The sequence below is a fragment of the Kitasatospora sp. NBC_00039 genome (genome assembly GCF_045160625.1).
Classification (GTDB): domain Bacteria; phylum Actinomycetota; class Actinomycetes; order Streptomycetales; family Streptomycetaceae; genus Kitasatospora.
Genome location: NZ_CP108289.1, coordinates 3,260,277 through 3,275,750, shown reverse-complemented (window position 1 = coordinate 3,275,750; position 15,474 = coordinate 3,260,277). Strand labels below are relative to the sequence as shown.

The following is a 15,474-nucleotide window of genomic DNA, read 5'->3' as shown; positions in this document are numbered from 1 at the left end:
CGGAGGGCTTGCGGTGGTGGCTGTCGAGGGCTGGGAGGAGATCCCGGCGGAGGTGCGCAGACGGCACGCCGAGCTGGCGGCCGAGATCGAGGACCACCGCGCCCGCTACTACGAGCAGGACGCGCCGGTCGTCAGCGACGCCGAGTTCGACGCGCTGATGCGCGAGCTGGAGGGTCTGGAGGCCGAGCACCCGGCCCTGGTCACGCCGGACTCGCCGTCGCAGAAGGTGGGCGGCGGCGCCGTCGCCGAACTGTTCGCCGCGGTCGAGCACCGCGAGCGGCTGCTCAGCCTGGACAACGCCATGGACGACGACGAGCTCGCGGCCTGGGCCGAGCGCGTCGCCGGCGAGCTTCACGGCATCGAGTACCACTACCTCTGCGAGCTCAAGGTGGACGGCCTGGCCGTCAACCTGACGTACGAGAACGGGCAGTTGGTGCAGGCGGCGACGCGCGGCGACGGCCGGGTCGGCGAGGACATCACCGCCAACGTCCGCACCATCAAGGAGATCCCGCACCAGCTCAAGGGCGACGACATCCCCGAGCTGGTCGAGATCCGCGGCGAGGTCTACTTCCCGACCGACGCCTTCGAGGCGCTCAACGCCTCGTTCGCGGAGGAGAACGAGCGCCGCCGACAGGAGAACGAGGAGCGCGCCAAGGAGGGCAGGCGCCCCCGGGCGATGATCCGGCTGTTCATGAACCCGCGCAACGCCGCCGCCGGTTCGCTGCGCCAGAAGGACGCCCACGTCACCGCCTCCCGCCCGCTGCACATGGTGGTGCACGGCATCGGCGCCCGGGTCGGCTTCGACATCGACTGCCAGTCGCACGCCTACCGGCTGCTGCACGACTGGGGCCTGCCCACCGCCCGGCACAACCGGGTGGTCGCCACCCTCGACGAGGTCCGCGCCTTCATCAAGCAGTATGGCGAGCAGCGGCACTCGGTCGAGCACGAGATCGACGGCGTCGTGGTCAAGGTGGACGAGATCGCGCTCCAGGGCCGGCTCGGCGCCACCTCCAAGTCCCCGCGCTGGGCGATCGCTTGGAAGTACCCGCCGGAGGAGGTCACCGGAAAGCTGGCCGCGATCAAGGTCGGCATCGGCCGCACCGGCCGGGCCACCCCGTACGCGGTGCTGGCGGAGCCGGTCAAGGTGGCCGGCTCGATGGTCCAGTACGCGACGCTGCACAACCAGCAGGTCGTCAAGGCCAAGGACGTCCTGCTCGGCGACACCGTGGTGCTGCGCAAGGCGGGCGACGTCATCCCGGAGATCCTCGGCCCGGTCTACGACCTGCGGGACGGCACCGAGCAGGAGTTCGTGATGCCCTCGCACTGCCACGAGTGCGGCGCCGAGCTGCGCCCGATGGCCGAGGGGGACATCGACCTGCGCTGCCCGAACGCGCAGTACTGCCCCGCCCAGGTCCGCGAGCGGATCGCCTTCCTCGGCGGCCGTTCGTCCCTGGACATCGAGGGCCTCGGCTATGTCGCGGCCACCGCGCTGACCCAGCCGCTGGAGCCGGCCGAGGCTCCGGTGAAGGACGAGGGCGACATCTTCGGCCTCACCGAGGAGCAGCTGCTGCCGATCAAGGTGTTGGTGCGCGACCCGAAGACGGGCATGCCCAAGCTGGACGACAAGACCGGCAAGGAGAAGGAGGTCTTCTTCTTCGCCACCACGACGGGTGTGCCGAAGAAGTCGCTCCGGACGCTTCTCGACAACCTGGAGAAGGCGAAGGACCGCCCACTGGCTCGATTCATCAACGGGCTGTCGATCCGTCACGTCGGCCCGGTGGCCGCCCAGGAGCTGGCCCGGGAGTTCCGCGATCTGGACAGGATCTTCGAGGCGAGCGAGGAGGAACTGGCGGCGGTCGAGGGCGTCGGCCCGATCATCGCCCGCTCGATCAAGGAGTGGCACCAGGAGGAGTGGCACCGGGAGATCCTGGAGAAGTGGCGCCGGGCGGGCGTCCGCTTCACCGAGGAGTTCGCCGAGGCGCAGGGCGAGCGTCCGCTGGAGGGCCTGACCGTCGTCGTCACCGGCACGCTGACCGGGCACACCCGGGACGGCGCCAAGGAGGCGCTGACCTCGCGCGGAGCCAAGGTGACCGGCTCGGTGTCGAAGAAGACGCACTTCGTGGTGGCCGGCGAGAACCCCGGTTCCAAGTACGACAAGGCCGTTCAGCTCGGCCTGCCGGTGCTGGACGACGCGGGCTTCGCCGTCCTGCTGGAGCAGGGTCCGGACGCCGCCCGCCGCCACCTCGGCCTGCCCGGACCGGAGGCCGCCGAGGGGTCCGTCGCGGGCTCCGAGGAGGAGGCGGCCCCGGCCGGGGAGTGACCCGCGCGCGGAAGCGCCGAGTCCGTCTTGTTATCGTCCTGATGCAACGTCACCGGGTGCTGCACAGTGAAAGCGGGCATTGTGTCACTGTGCGACACCCGAACGCGGTGGCGCGTTCCCGGTTGTCCGAAAGTCTGCCCGCGCGGTGGACCCCGGAATACCCTGGAGCGCAACAGAGTGTCAGCAGGGGTGGGGGCACCGGCTGAGCCGGTCTCCGCGGGGTCGCTCCATGCCCGGCAGCTGCCGGCACCAGCACGGTGCCTCACCGTAAGGCGGCCTGACGGGGCGGGCCCGACGGAGGACAGGGCTTATGGATCGTACGACCGGCGGTGCGCCCACACGCCCGCCGCAGGGGGTGGCAGGTGCGGTCCTGCTGCTCGGCGTGCTGCTGGCCGGCGCCGCGCCGCTCATTCCGCTGGCCGTTCTGGTCTACCGGTACGAGCCCGAGCTGCTGCCGTTGTTCGCCGTGCCGCTGGCCGTGCTGGTCGCGGCGTGGCGGATCGCCCGCGACCGTGCCCGGGACCAGCTCACCGACCCGCTGACGGACCTGCCCAACCGCCAGGCGTTATTGCTGGCCGCCCAGGAGGCGATCGCCGAGCACGACCAGGGGTACAGCGTCGGGCTGATACTGCTCGACCTCGACCGGTTCCGGTCGCTCAACGACACGCTCGGGCACACCGCCGGTGACCGGCTGCTGGTGCACATCGCCCGCAGGCTGCACCGGGCGCTGCGCTCCGGCGGCCCGGCCGGCAGCGCCACCCGGGAGTCCATCGACGACGTGTTCGCCGGGCTGCCCCGGCACTACCGGGGCGGGCGCCCGATGGTGGCCCGGATGGGCGGCGACGAGTTCGCCGTCCTGCTGCCCGGCATCGGCTGCCCGGACACCCTGGAGCGGGTCGCCAAGGCGCTGATCACGGAGCTGGCCGCGCCGATCCGCCTCGACGGGCTGCTGCTCGTCCTGGAGGCCAGCGCCGGCGTCTGCGTCTACCCGCAGCACGCCCAGGACGCCGAGTCGTTGCTGCGCCGCGCCGACGTCGCGATGGGCCACGCCCAGCGCGGCCGCACCTCGGTCGAGCAGTACGACGAGACCCAGGACGCCGACACGCCGTACCGGATCGGGCTGCTGGGGGATCTCCGGCGGGCGCTGGAGACCGGCGAGGTGCAGCTGCACTACCAGCCGAAGGTGGCCTTCGACGGCCGGGTGGTCGGGCTGGAGGCGCTGCTGCGCTGGGAGCGGCCCGGCCAGGGCAAGGTCTCGCCGGACGAGTTCGTCGGCCTCGCCGAGTCCAGCGGCCTGATGCCCCGGCTGACCGACTACGTGCTGGAGGCGGCCGTCGGCCAGCTCGCCTACTGGCGCGACCAGGGGCTCCAGGTGCAGGTCGCGGTGAACGTCTCGCCGCGCGACGTGCTCAACCCGGGCTTCGCCCAGCGGGTCGCCGGCCACCTCGTCCGCCACCAGGTGCCGGCCCACGCGCTGCAGCTGGAGATAACCGAGCGGCTGCTGCTGGACGACTCCCGGCGCGCCGCCGACACCCTGGCCGAGCTGCGCGGCTACGGCGTCGGGATGTCCCTGGACGACTTCGGTACCGGCCACTCCTCGCTGGTGCGGCTGCGCAGCCTGCCGGTCGGCGAGTTGAAGATCGACCGCTCCTTCGTCTCCCGGATGGTCGCCGACGACCACGACGCGGCGGTGGTCCGCTGCTCGGTGGAGCTGGCGCACTCGCTCGGCCTGACCGTGGTCGCCGAGGGCGTCGAGGACGACGAGACCTGGGAGCGGCTGCACTGCATGGGCGTGGACGCCGTCCAGGGCTGGCTGGTCTCCGCGGCGCTGCCGGCGGAGCAGGCCACCGCCTGGCTGCGGGTGCACCGCACCGGCGCGCCGCCGGTGGAGCGGCTCACCACGGCCGCGCAGCTGCCGCCGGTGCTCCAGCCCGGCGTCCAGCCGGTGATGCCACCCGCGATCCAGCCCGTGCTCCAGGCCGGGATCCAGCCGGTGCTCCAGGCCGGGATCCAGCCCGTGATGAACCCGGTGATCAACCCGGTCGTCCCGCCCGTCCTGCCGCCCGTGGTCCAGGCCGCACAGGCCGCGCAGATGGAGATCCGGGCGCCGGGAAGCCCGAACTAGCCTCCGGTCGGCCCGCAGTGGCGCTCCCCGACGCCGCGGGGAGCCGTCGCGCCGCGCCGCGGTGACCGGGCCCCGGCGTTACTCGTTGGCCGGTGGCCGGGCCGGGCCCCATAGGATGGGGCCACAGACCAAGAGGACGGGAGCGCCGAGCCGGCTGCTCCTGCCCGGGCCCGGCACGCTTCACCGCGCCGCCGGGCCTCACCAGAACTCACCCTGAGGATCGCTGCATGCCTGGCATCACGCGCGAGGAGGTCGCCCACCTCGCTCGGCTGTCGCGTCTGGAGTTGCAGGCCGAAGAGCTGGACCACTTCGCCGAGCAGCTCGACGTGATCATCGGCGCGGTCGCCCGCGTTTCCGAGGTCGCCGGACAGGACGTCCCGCCGACCTCCCACCCGCTCCCGCTGACCAACGTCATGCGCGCGGACGAGGTGCGGCCGTCGCTCACTCCGGAGCAGGCGCTGGCCGGCGCCCCCGCCGCCGAGGAGCAGCGTTTCCGTGTGCCGCAGATCCTCGGGGAGGACTGACCGAGATGACCGAGCTGATTCGCTACACCGCCGCTCAGACCGCGAGCGCCATCGCCAACGGCGAGGTTTCCGCCGTCGAGGTCGCCCAGGCGCACCTCGACCGCATCGAGGCCGTCGACAAGAAGGTCAATGCCTTCCTGCACGTCGACACGGAGGGCGCGCTGAGCGCCGCCAAGGCCGTGGACGAGAAGCGCGCCAAGGGCGAGGAGCTGGGCCCGCTGGCCGGCGTCCCGCTCGCGCTGAAGGACGTCTTCACCACCAAGGGTGTGCCGACCACCTGCGGCTCCAAGATCCTCGAAGGCTGGATCCCGCCGTACGACGCCACCCTGACCACCCGTCTCAAGGACGCCGGCGTGGTCATCCTCGGCAAGACCAACATGGACGAGTTCGCGATGGGCTCCTCCACCGAGAACTCCGCCTACGGCGCCACCGGCAACCCGTGGGACCTCAGCCGCATCCCCGGCGGCTCCGGCGGCGGTTCTGCCGCCGCGCTGGCCGCCTACGAGGCCCCGCTGGCGATCGGCACCGACACCGGCGGCTCGATCCGCCAGCCCGGCGCCGTGACCGGCACCGTCGGCGTGAAGCCGACCTACGGCTCGGTCTCCCGCTACGGCCTGGTCGCGTTCTCCAGCAGCCTGGACCAGGGCGGCCCGTGCGCCCGCTCCGTGCTGGACGCGGCACTGCTGCACGAGGCCATCGCCGGCTACGACCCGCTGGACTCCACCTCGATCAACGCGCCGGTCCCGGCCGTGGTCGAGGCGGCGAAGCGGCGCGACATCCGCGGCATGCGGATCGGCGTCGTCAAGGAGTTCGCAGGCGAGGGCTACCAGGCCGGCGTGATGCAGCGGTTCGACGAGTCCGTGGAGCTGCTGCGCGAGCTGGGCGCCGAGGTCGTCGAGGTCTCCTGCCCGTCGTTCACCCTGGCGCTGCCCGCGTACTACCTGATCGCGCCCAGCGAGGCCTCGTCCAACCTGGCCCGCTTCGACGCGATGCGCTACGGCCTGCGGGTCGGCGACGACGGCACCCGCTCCGCCGAGGACGTCACCGCCCTGACCCGCGAGGCCGGCTTCGGCCCTGAGGTGAAGCGCCGCATCATCCTGGGCACCTACGCCCTCTCCTCGGGCTACTACGACGCCTACTACGGCTCGGCCCAGAAGGTGCGCACGCTCATCTCGCGCGACTTCGACGCCGCCTTCGCCGGCGTGGACGTCCTGGTCTCCCCGACCACGCCGACCACCGCCTTCCCGATCGGCGAGCGCGCCGACGACCCGATGGCGATGTACCTGGCCGACCTGTGCACGATTCCGTCGAACCTCGCGGGCAACGCGGCCATGTCGCTGCCCTGCGGACTGGCCCCGGAGGACAATCTCCCGGTCGGCCTGCAGATCATCGCACCCGCGATGGCGGACGACCGCCTGTACCGCGTGGGCGGCGCCGTCGAGGCCGCACTCAACGACAAGTGGGGGCACCCCCTGCTGGAGGAGGCACCGGCACTGTGAGCAAGATCGAGAAGGCCAAGGGCTTCAAGCACAGCAAGCCCGGCCTGTGGCTTTCCATCGGTACCAGCGCCTTCGGCGCGGTCTCGATCGTCAAGGACGTGAAGAAGGCCCGCGGCGAGAACGACACGCTCAAGCTGATCAACGCCCTGGTCGGCGCCGCGGCCCTGGTCACCGGCACCGCCCTGCTCGTGCGCGAACTGCGCCGCCTCGGCGACGACGACGTGCTGCTGGGCTGAGAAGCCCCCGGCCCGGCCCGCACCCCGGTGCGCGGCCGGGCCCGTACCTCCACAGACTTTTAGCGAAGGGGACGCTGTGAGCGTCATGAACCTGGTCTCCTACGAGGACGCTCTCGCGTCGTACGACCCGGTGATGGGCCTTGAGGTCCACGTCGAGCTGGGCACCAAGACCAAGATGTTCTGCGGTTGCTCGACCGAGCTGGGTGCCGAGCCGAACAGCCAGGTCTGCCCGACCTGCCTGGGCCTGCCGGGCTCGCTTCCGGTGGTCAACGCGATCGGCGTGGAGTCGGCCGTCAAGATCGGCCTGGCGCTGAACTGCGAGATCGCCGAGTGGTGCCGGTTCGCCCGGAAGAACTACTTCTATCCGGACATGCCGAAGAACTTCCAGACCTCGCAGTACGACGAGCCGATCGCCTTCAACGGCTACCTCGACGTGCAGCTGGAGGACGGCTCGACCTTCCGTGTGGAGATCGAGCGCGCCCACATGGAGGAGGACACCGGCAAGTCCAGCCACGTCGGCGGCGCGACCGGCCGGATCCACGGCGCCACCCACTCGCTGCTCGACTACAACCGGGCCGGCATCCCGCTGATCGAGATCGTCACCAAGCCGATCGAGGGCGCCGGCGAGCGCGCCCCCGAGGTCGCCAAGGCGTACGTCGCCGAGCTGCGCGAGCTGATCAAGGCGCTGGGCGTCTCCGAGGCCCGGATGGACAAGGGCCAGATGCGCTGCGACGTCAACCTGTCGCTGCGCCCCAACGGCACCGAGACCTTCGGCACCCGCTCGGAGACCAAGAACGTCAACTCGCTTCGCAGCGTGGAGCGGGCCGCCCGGTTCGAGATCCAGCGGCACGCCACCGTCCTGACCGACGGCGGCACGATCGTCCAGGAGACCCGGCACTTCCACGAGGAGGACGGCAGCACCACCTCGGGCCGGATCAAGGACAACGCAGAGGACTACCGCTACTTCCCCGAGCCGGACCTCGTCCCGATCGCACCCTCGCGCGAGTGGGTCGAGGAGCTGCGGGCCGGCCTGCCCGAGCTGCCGCGCGTGCGCCGGGCCCGGCTGCAGGGCGAGTGGGGCCTGTCCGACAAGGACATGCAGTCGGTGCTGAACGCCGGTGCGGTCGAGCCGATCCTGGAGACCATCGCCGCCGGCGCCCCGGCCGACCAGGCCCGCAAGTGGTGGATGGGCGAGCTGGCCCGCCGGGCCAACGAGACCGGCACCGAGCTGAGTGAGCAGCCGATCACCCCGGCGCAGGTCGCCCGGGTCACCGCGCTGGTCGCCGAGGGCAAGCTGAACGACAAGCTGGCCCGTCAGGTCATCGAGGCCGTGCTGGCCGGCGAGGGCGAGCCGGACGAGATCGTCGAGAAGCGCGGCCTGGCCGTCGTCTCGGACGACTCCGCGCTCGGTGCCGCCGTCGACCAGGCCATCGCCGGCAACGAGGCGATCGCCGCCAAGATCCGCGACGGCAAGGTCGCCGCGGTGGGTGCGCTGGTCGGCGCGGTCATGAAGGCCACCCGCGGCCAGGCCGACGCGGCCCGCGTGAAGGACCTCATCCTGGAGCGGCTCGGCGTGGAAGGGTAGTAGGAACAGCCCGGAGCGGCCCGGCGTGGAAGGGCAGCGGGCAGAGCCCGCAAGCCTGGAGCGGTTCGGCTTCTCGGCCTGAGTTTCTAAGGCGACTAAGGCCTTCTAAGGTGCCTTAGTGCGGTCTAAGGCCCGGTTTCACCCCCATAAGAGGGGTAGAACCGGGCCTTCACCGTTTCCGGGGCTCCCCCTAAGGCGATCGGCGCCCGGAAGATGCGGCAGGCTGCCGATGTGGTGCACCCCCCTGGGAGAGGAGTCTTTACCTCAGAACGAGAGACCACCACGAGGGGAAACACCGTGATCGAGTACGAGCTCATCCAGCAGCACCAGAGCGAACTCCGCCACCGCGCCGAGCACGAGCGGATGGTCCGCGAGGCCGTCGCCCCGAAGGCCGGCCGCGGGATCCGCCGCCTGGTCGCCACCCGTGCCGACCGGCGCACCGCGCGCCTGCGCGAGTGCTGACGGGCCGCCACCCGGCCGAGGCCGGGGCGGAGACGGAAGGGGAGGCGCGGTCCAGCGCCTCCCCTTCCGGGCGTCCGGGAGGTGGGATATCCCCTCGGCCGGGCGGATCGGCTTATGGCATGCTCAGCTCCATGCAGCAGATATCGGTGAGTCCCGTCTTCGTCGGCCGTGGCACGGAGATCACCGATCTGACAGACGCGCTGCGGCGGGCCGGCTCCGGGAGCCCGCAGACCGTGCTGATCGGCGGCGAGGCCGGCGTCGGCAAGACCCGGCTGCTGGAGGAGTTCCTCTCCCGCGCCTGTACCGGCGACGGGAGAGTGGTCACCACCGTCGGCGGCTGTCTGGAGGTCGGCGCCGAGGGGCTGCCCTACGCACCGCTGGCCACCGCGCTGCGCCGGCTCCACCGCGGTCTGGGCGCCGAGCTGGAGGTGGCCGCCGCCGGTATGGAGGGTCATCTCGCCCGGCTGCTGCCCGACTTCGGCGAGGCCGACGGCGAACCCAACGACGAGTACGGCCGGGCCCGGCTGTTCGAGCACACCGCGAGGCTGTTCGAACGGCTCGGCACGGACCGTACCCTCGTGCTCGCCGTCGAGGACCTGCACTGGTCGGACCGCTCCACCCGGGAGCTGTTCGCCTACCTGGTGCGCACCCTGCACCGCGCCCGCGTCCTGCTGGTCGCCACCTACCGCACCGACGACCTGCACCGGCGGCACCCGCTGCGGCCGTTCCTGGCCGAGCTGGAGCGGCTGCGCACCGTGCAGCGGATGGAGCTGGAGCGGTTCGGCCCGGGCGAGGTCGCCGCGCAGCTGGCCGGCATCCTCGGTACCACCGATCCGGACCGGCAGCTGGTCGACCGGATCCACCGCCGCTCCGAGGGCAACCCGTTCTTCGTCGAGGAGCTCGCGACCGCCTTCCAGGACGGCTGTTCGACCGGGCTCACCGACTCGTTGCGGGACATCCTGCTGGTCCGGGTCGAGGCGCTGGACGAGGAGACCCAGCGGGTGCTGCGGATCGCCGCCGAGGGCGGCTCCTACGTCGAACACGCGCTGCTGGCCGCCGTGCTGGACGACGAGGAGGGGCTGATCGAGTCGTTGCGCGCCGCGGTCGGCGCCAACATCCTGCGCCCGGACACCGACGGCGACGGCTACCGGTTCCGGCACGCTCTGGTCCGGGAGGCGGTCTCCGACGACCTGCTGCCCGGCGAGCGGCACCGGATCAACCGCCGCTTCGCCACCGCGCTGGAGGAGCAGCCGCACCTGGTCGGCAGCGACGTCCGCCCGGCCCGGCTGGCCAACTACTGGTACCACGCGCACGATCCCGCGCGTGCCCTGCCGAGCGCGCTGGACGCCGCCCGGGCCGCCCGTCGGCGCAACGCCTTCGCCGAGCAGCTTCGGATGCTGGAGCGCGCCCTGGAGCTGTGGGACGAGGTTTCCGAGGAGGTGCTGGAGCACACCCTGCGCCCGTACGACTGGGCCGAGACCTACCCGCCGTGCTCCTGCGACGTGGAGACGCACGACCAGGACTGCGAGCGGCTGCAGCTGGTCGACGTGCTCGCCGAGGCGGTGGTCGCGGCCCGCCGCAGCGGGGACCGCGAGCGCGGGCTGAGCCTCTCCCGGCGGGCGCTGAAGCTGGTCGACGAGACCAGGGACCCGGCCCGCGCGGCCTGGTTCCGGATGAACCGGGCCCGGATGTTCGGCCACCTGAACCGCTCCAAGGACCAGGACGAGGCGGCCTACGCCCGGCGCCTGGTCGAGCACCTGCCGCCGTCCGCCGTCCAGGCCGAGGTGTTCGCGCTGAGCGCCGGCATCGCCATGCTCAACAGCCCCACCGGCGAGAGCATCGAACTCGCCGAGCGGGCTGCGGCGATCGCCCGCCAGGTCGGGGCGCACGCCGTCGAGCAGCACGCCCGGATGACCCTCGGCACCCTGCGCAACGACCTGGGGAACGACCCCGACGCCGCCATCGCCGAGCTGACCGAGGCGGTCGCCGCCACCCGCGAGCTCGGCGTCCCGGACCTCATGCTCCGCGGGCTCAACAACCTGGCCAGCCTGTTGCAGTCGCTCGGCCGCGCGGAGGAGGCCGTGGCGCTCGCCCGGGAGGGGCTGGAGACGGCCGACGGCACCGGCCTGCTGCGCAACATCGGCACCCTGCTGGTCGGCAACCTCGCCGAGGCGCTGATCGACGTCGGCCGTACCGAGGAGGCGGCCGAGCTGCTGGCCGGCGCCGAGCGGACCCAGCACCCGGGCAGCCACGCCGAGTTCCTCGACCGGCTGCGGGGCGAGCTGGCCCTGATGCGCGGGGACCTCCCCTCGGCGGCCGGCATGTTGGCCCAGGCCCGGGCCTCGGACCGGGTCTGCCAGTTCCAGCACTCCGTGCCGATCTCCCGGCTCGCGGTGATGATCGCCTCCCGCGGCGGGCGACCGCTGGAGGCCCGGGCCGAGCTGCTCGCCGTGATCGACGGCCCGGTCCCCGCGGGGAACGAGGCCGCGCTCTACCCCCTGCTGGTGGACGGCGCCGCGGCCGAGGCCGACAGCAGGGGCCTGCCGGAGGCCGCCGAGGGCCGGGCCGAGGTGCTGGCGAAGATCGCCGAGCTGGCCGCCCGGCTGACCCCGAAGGCGCCGTTGCACCACGGCTGGGCCCGGTTGCTGGAGGCCGAACTGGCCCGCGCCGAGGGCACCGACACCCCGGCGCACTGGGCGGCCGCCGTCGAGGCGCTGCGGCCGACCGGGCTGCCGGGCCCGCTGGCGGTGGCGCTGATGCGCGCCGCGGAGGCCGATGTGCTGGTCGGCTGCCGGGAGTCGGGCACCGAACTGCTGCGCGAGGCAAGGACGTTGGCCGGGGTGCGGTCCGACAGCGCGCTGCTGGCCGAGATCACCGGCCTGGCCGAGCGGGCCGGCCTGGCGCTCACCGCCCGGGCGGCCACGCCTGCCAAGCCGGCGCCGGCCGGCGACTCCCTCGGTCTCACCCCCCGTGAGCGGGACGTGCTCCGGTTGCTCACCCGGGGTCGCACCAACCGGCAGATCGCGGAGGAGCTGTACATCTCCCCGAAGACCGCGAGCGTGCACGTCTCCAACATCCTCGGCAAGCTCGCGGTGGCCGGCCGGGGCGAGGCCGCCGCGCTGGCCCACCGGTTGCGGCTCTTCCCGGAGGACCTGGCGCCCGCCGGCCGCTGAGCCGGGCCGCCGTCGGCGCCCGCCGGCCGCACCGCCCGAACCGGGGGGTGCGGCCGGCGGGCGCCTCCACGTGCTCCTGTGCGCGCCGCGTGAGCCCCTTCCCGTGCGCCCCCGCCAACCGGCCCGTTCCGGCCGATTCGGGTGCAATTCCCCACTCACGCACCATTACTCTAAGTGGAGTGTGCGTGTCATTGAGTGACCGAAGTGGTGTAGGGTCCCGAGTGGGAACATCGGTGCGGTGCGTCGGCCGGCAGGCCGTCCACCCCCTGGGCCACCGCCCCGACGGGGCGCCAGGCCACCGCGTACGGCCACCAGGTGCGCGGCCGGTGGCCCGTGGCCGGGGCGCCAGGCCCCGGGCCGGAGGGGGAGAGGCCGAGTGAGCTCCACCGATGCGGTGCTGCCCGGGGCCGGACGGCCGGGTGTACCGGACACCGACATGTCCGCAACCGCGCGGCCAAGCCCGGTCCGCCGGCTGCTCGACAGCCGCAGCCTGCCCGGCGCCGTCCTCGGCGCCCTCTGCCTGGCCTACGCGACGGGCGCGGCCCTGGGCTGGGGGTCCCGCCAACTCGCCATCTTCATGGGTGATTTCGGCCTGGCCGCGGCCGCCCTCGCGGCCGCGGTGTCCTGCCTCGCGTACGGCTGCACGATCGGCGGCCACGCCCGGCCGGCCTGGCTGCTGTTCGGCCTCTCCTCGCTCATGGTCGCCTTCGGCAACGGCACCTGGGGCTGGTACGAGCTGGTCGAGCGCACCCAGCTGCCGCAGGACTCGCTCGCCGAGTACGCCTTCCTGCTGTTCGCCCCGCTCGCCATCACCGGCGTGCTGGTCCTCGCCCAGCGCCCGCGCAGTGCCGCCGGCTGGCTCTGCCTGATGCTGGACGGCTGGCTGGTGGCCGGCTCGCTGTTCACCCTCAGCTGGAGCCTGGCGCTCGGCCGGATCGCCGCCGGCGAGGTCGGCTCCCCGCTGTGCCTCGCCCTCAACCTGGCCTACCCGGTGCTGGACATCCTGCTGGTCAGCCTGGTGGTCGGGCTGCGCTTCGGCGGCCGCGACGGCAACCGGGCGGCGGTCCACACCGCGATGATCGGCCTGGCCGTCACCGTGCTCTGCGACGCCCTCTTCACCTCCCCCGAGCTGCGCAACAGCTACCACTCGGGGGAGCTCCTGGACGCGGGCTGGTTCGCCGGAAGCCTGCTGCTCGCCTGCGCGCCGTGGTCCTCGCGCTGGCGCCGCCCGCTGCGCGAGCACCCCTCGGCCGGGGGCCTGCCGCGCCGCCGGGTGGCCACCACCTTCAGTGCCCTCACCCCGTACGCGGCGGCCGCGGTCTGCACCGCCGGCATCCTCTACAACGCCCTCGGCGGCCGCGCGCTGGACCGGGTGGTGGCCGCCGCCGCCTGCACCGTCGGCCTGGCACTGATCCTGCGGCAGGGCGTGATGCTGCTGGACAACCTCTCGCTGGCGCAGGAGCTCGCGCACAAGGAGGCGCACTTCCGCTCCCTGGTGCAGGGCTCCAGCGACGTCATCATGATCGCCGGCGCCAACGGCGTGCTCTCCTACGTCTCCCCGGCCGCGCTCGGCGTCTACGGGCGGGACCCGGAGGAGCTGGTCGGCGGGAACCTGCTGGACCTCGTCCACCCCGAGGACGTCGACCGGGTGCTGCTGGAGGTCCGCCGTTTCCTGGCCCGCGGCCGGTTGCTGGCGCACCGCTCGCCGGGCGCCGCCGCCGAGGCGTCCGCGGCCCGCGTGGAGTGCCGGATCAGCTCCGGCACCGGCGAGTGGCTGCACGTCGAGTCGACCGTCAACCGGTACCGCGACGGCCTGATCCTGAACAGCCGGGACGTCACCGAACGCGTGATACTCCAGGCCCAGTTGCAGCACAACGCCTTCCACGACCCGCTCACCGACCTGCCCAACCGGGCGCTCTTCGCCCAGCGCCTGCGGGGCGCCCTCGCCGCGCGCGGACAGCAGGGCGAGGCGGGCACCGGGGTCGCCGTGCTCTTCCTCGACCTGGACGGCTTCAAGGCGGTCAACGACAGCGCCGGCCACCAGGTCGGAGACGAGCTGCTGGTGCAGGCCGCGCGCCGGCTGCAGGGCGCCGTCCGGTGCGGCGACACCGTCGCCCGCTTCGGCGGGGACGAGTTCGCCGCCCTGGTCTGCGGCCCGCTCGGCCGCCTCCAGGTCCAGGAGCTCGCCGAGCGGCTGAGGGTCGCGCTCTCCGAGCCGTACTGGATCGGCGGCGCCGAACTCGCCGTCGCGGCCAGCATCGGCATCGCCTTCGGCACCCCCGAGCGCGGCCCGGCCGCCGACCCCAGAGCCGCCGCCGACGAGCTGATGCGCAACGCCGACCTCGCGATGTACCGGGCCAAGTCCGAGGGCAAGGGCCGGGTGGTGCTCTACACCCCGGCCATGCGGGCCGACCTGGAACGCCGCACCGAACTGGAGGAGCGGCTGCGGGTCGCCGTCCGGGAGGGCGGCTTCACGCTGCTGCACCAGCCCGTGGTGGACCTCTCCTCCGGCGCCGTCACCAGTGTCGAGGCACAGGCCCGGTGGCGCTCGGCCCAGGGCCTGCTGCTGACCCCCGCCGAGTTCCTGCGCTCCGCCGAGCACGGCGACGCGGCCACCCGGTTCTCCCGCTGGCTGATCCACGAGGCGGTGACCGCCGCGGCGCTGCGGCGCGGGCTGCCGGTCAGAACCCGCTCGGCGCCGACCCCCGTCCCGGTCTCGGTCCGGCTCTCGGCCGAGCGGCTCTGCTCGCCCGGTATGTACGAGGCCGTGGTGGCCGCGCTGCGGGACAGCGGGCTGCCGGCCGGCCAACTGGTCGTCGAGGTGGCCCGGATGGGCCCGGACGGGCTGGCCGACGAACTCGGCCGCCGGCTGGCCGCGCTGCGCCGGCTCGGCGTCTCCACCGCCCTGGCCGGCTTCGGGGCCGGCCACGGCTCGCTCGGTGCGCTGGCCCGGCTGCCCTTCGACGGGCTCAAGCTGGACCGCACGCTCGTCCAGGGCCTCGGCGAGTCGGGGCTCAGCCGGACGCTGGCCGGGCACGCCCTGCGGCTCGGCCGCGACCTCGGCCTGGTCACCGCCGCCGAGGGGGTGGACCTGCCGCGCCAGGTCTCCCTGCTCCAGGAGTTGGGCTGCCGGCAGGGTCAGGGCTCGGCCTTCGCCCCGCCGCTGGACGAGACCAGGCTGCGGCGCGCGCTGGTCCGCCGGGTGTACCCGCTGCCGCGGCCGTTCGGCTCGCTCTCGGCCCGCCGCGCGTACCTCGCCGCGGACACCCGGACGGGTGTCCGCGGGGAGTCCGCCGGAGGGCGTGTCGTACATCACCACAGTGGCTCCGACCTGCCCGAACACCGCGCCGTGAGGGGGCCGGGGCATGGTCCGCATGGCGAGACTGTCGTCCCACCTGCTTGACAGTCGGCCCCGCACGGGAGGAAGGTCGTTGCCATGCGCACCCGAATTCTCGTACTTGGCGGGCGCGTCGGCTGAGCGGGCCATGCCCGACTCGTGAGAGACCGACGCGCCACCCCTCGCATGCCCTTGGCACGAGGGGTTTTTTGT

8 protein-coding genes and 1 pseudogene are annotated in these 15,474 nt (G+C 73.1%); all 9 read left to right on the top strand.

Annotated elements, in window-relative coordinates:
• Positions 1-16 precede the first annotated feature (16 nt).
• A complete protein-coding gene (gene ligA, locus OG286_RS14455) occupies positions 17-2,320 on the top strand; it encodes an NAD-dependent DNA ligase LigA (protein ID WP_405366056.1) in 2,304 nt (767 codons plus the stop codon).
• 373 nt (positions 2,321-2,693) lie between these two features.
• Positions 2,694-4,256: pseudogene (locus OG286_RS14450) on the top strand (putative bifunctional diguanylate cyclase/phosphodiesterase); the annotation flags it as partial.
• Between the two features lie 416 nt (positions 4,257-4,672).
• A complete protein-coding gene (gatC, locus tag OG286_RS14445) occupies positions 4,673-4,969 on the top strand; it encodes an Asp-tRNA(Asn)/Glu-tRNA(Gln) amidotransferase subunit GatC (protein WP_035845952.1) in 297 nt (98 codons plus the stop codon).
• 5 nt (positions 4,970-4,974) lie between these two features.
• Positions 4,975-6,468, top strand: a complete 1,494-nt coding sequence (gene gatA, locus OG286_RS14440) for an Asp-tRNA(Asn)/Glu-tRNA(Gln) amidotransferase subunit GatA (RefSeq protein ID WP_396320941.1) — start codon at positions 4,975-4,977, stop codon at positions 6,466-6,468.
• The gene (locus OG286_RS14435) at positions 6,465-6,704 is read left to right on the top strand and encodes a hypothetical protein (protein WP_396320942.1); all 240 of its coding nucleotides are present in this window, start codon (positions 6,465-6,467) and stop codon (positions 6,702-6,704) included. Before gatA ends, OG286_RS14435 begins: the two co-directional genes overlap by 4 nt.
• 76 nt (positions 6,705-6,780) lie before the next feature.
• Positions 6,781-8,289, top strand: a complete 1,509-nt coding sequence (gatB, locus tag OG286_RS14430; RefSeq protein ID WP_405361415.1) for an Asp-tRNA(Asn)/Glu-tRNA(Gln) amidotransferase subunit GatB — start codon at positions 6,781-6,783, stop codon at positions 8,287-8,289.
• Positions 8,290-8,586: 297 nt separating this feature from the next.
• On the top strand, positions 8,587-8,751 hold the full coding sequence (locus tag OG286_RS14425; RefSeq protein WP_396320944.1) for a hypothetical protein: 165 nt from the start codon (positions 8,587-8,589) through the stop codon (positions 8,749-8,751).
• A gap of 131 nt (positions 8,752-8,882) precedes the next feature.
• Positions 8,883-11,924, top strand: coding sequence for an AAA family ATPase (locus tag OG286_RS14420; RefSeq protein WP_396320945.1), 3,042 nt, complete (start codon positions 8,883-8,885; stop codon positions 11,922-11,924).
• Positions 11,925-12,360: 436 nt separating this feature from the next.
• The gene (locus tag OG286_RS14415; RefSeq protein ID WP_396326086.1) at positions 12,361-15,327 is read left to right on the top strand and encodes a putative bifunctional diguanylate cyclase/phosphodiesterase; all 2,967 of its coding nucleotides are present in this window, start codon (positions 12,361-12,363) and stop codon (positions 15,325-15,327) included.
• Positions 15,328-15,474: the final 147 nt, after the last annotated feature.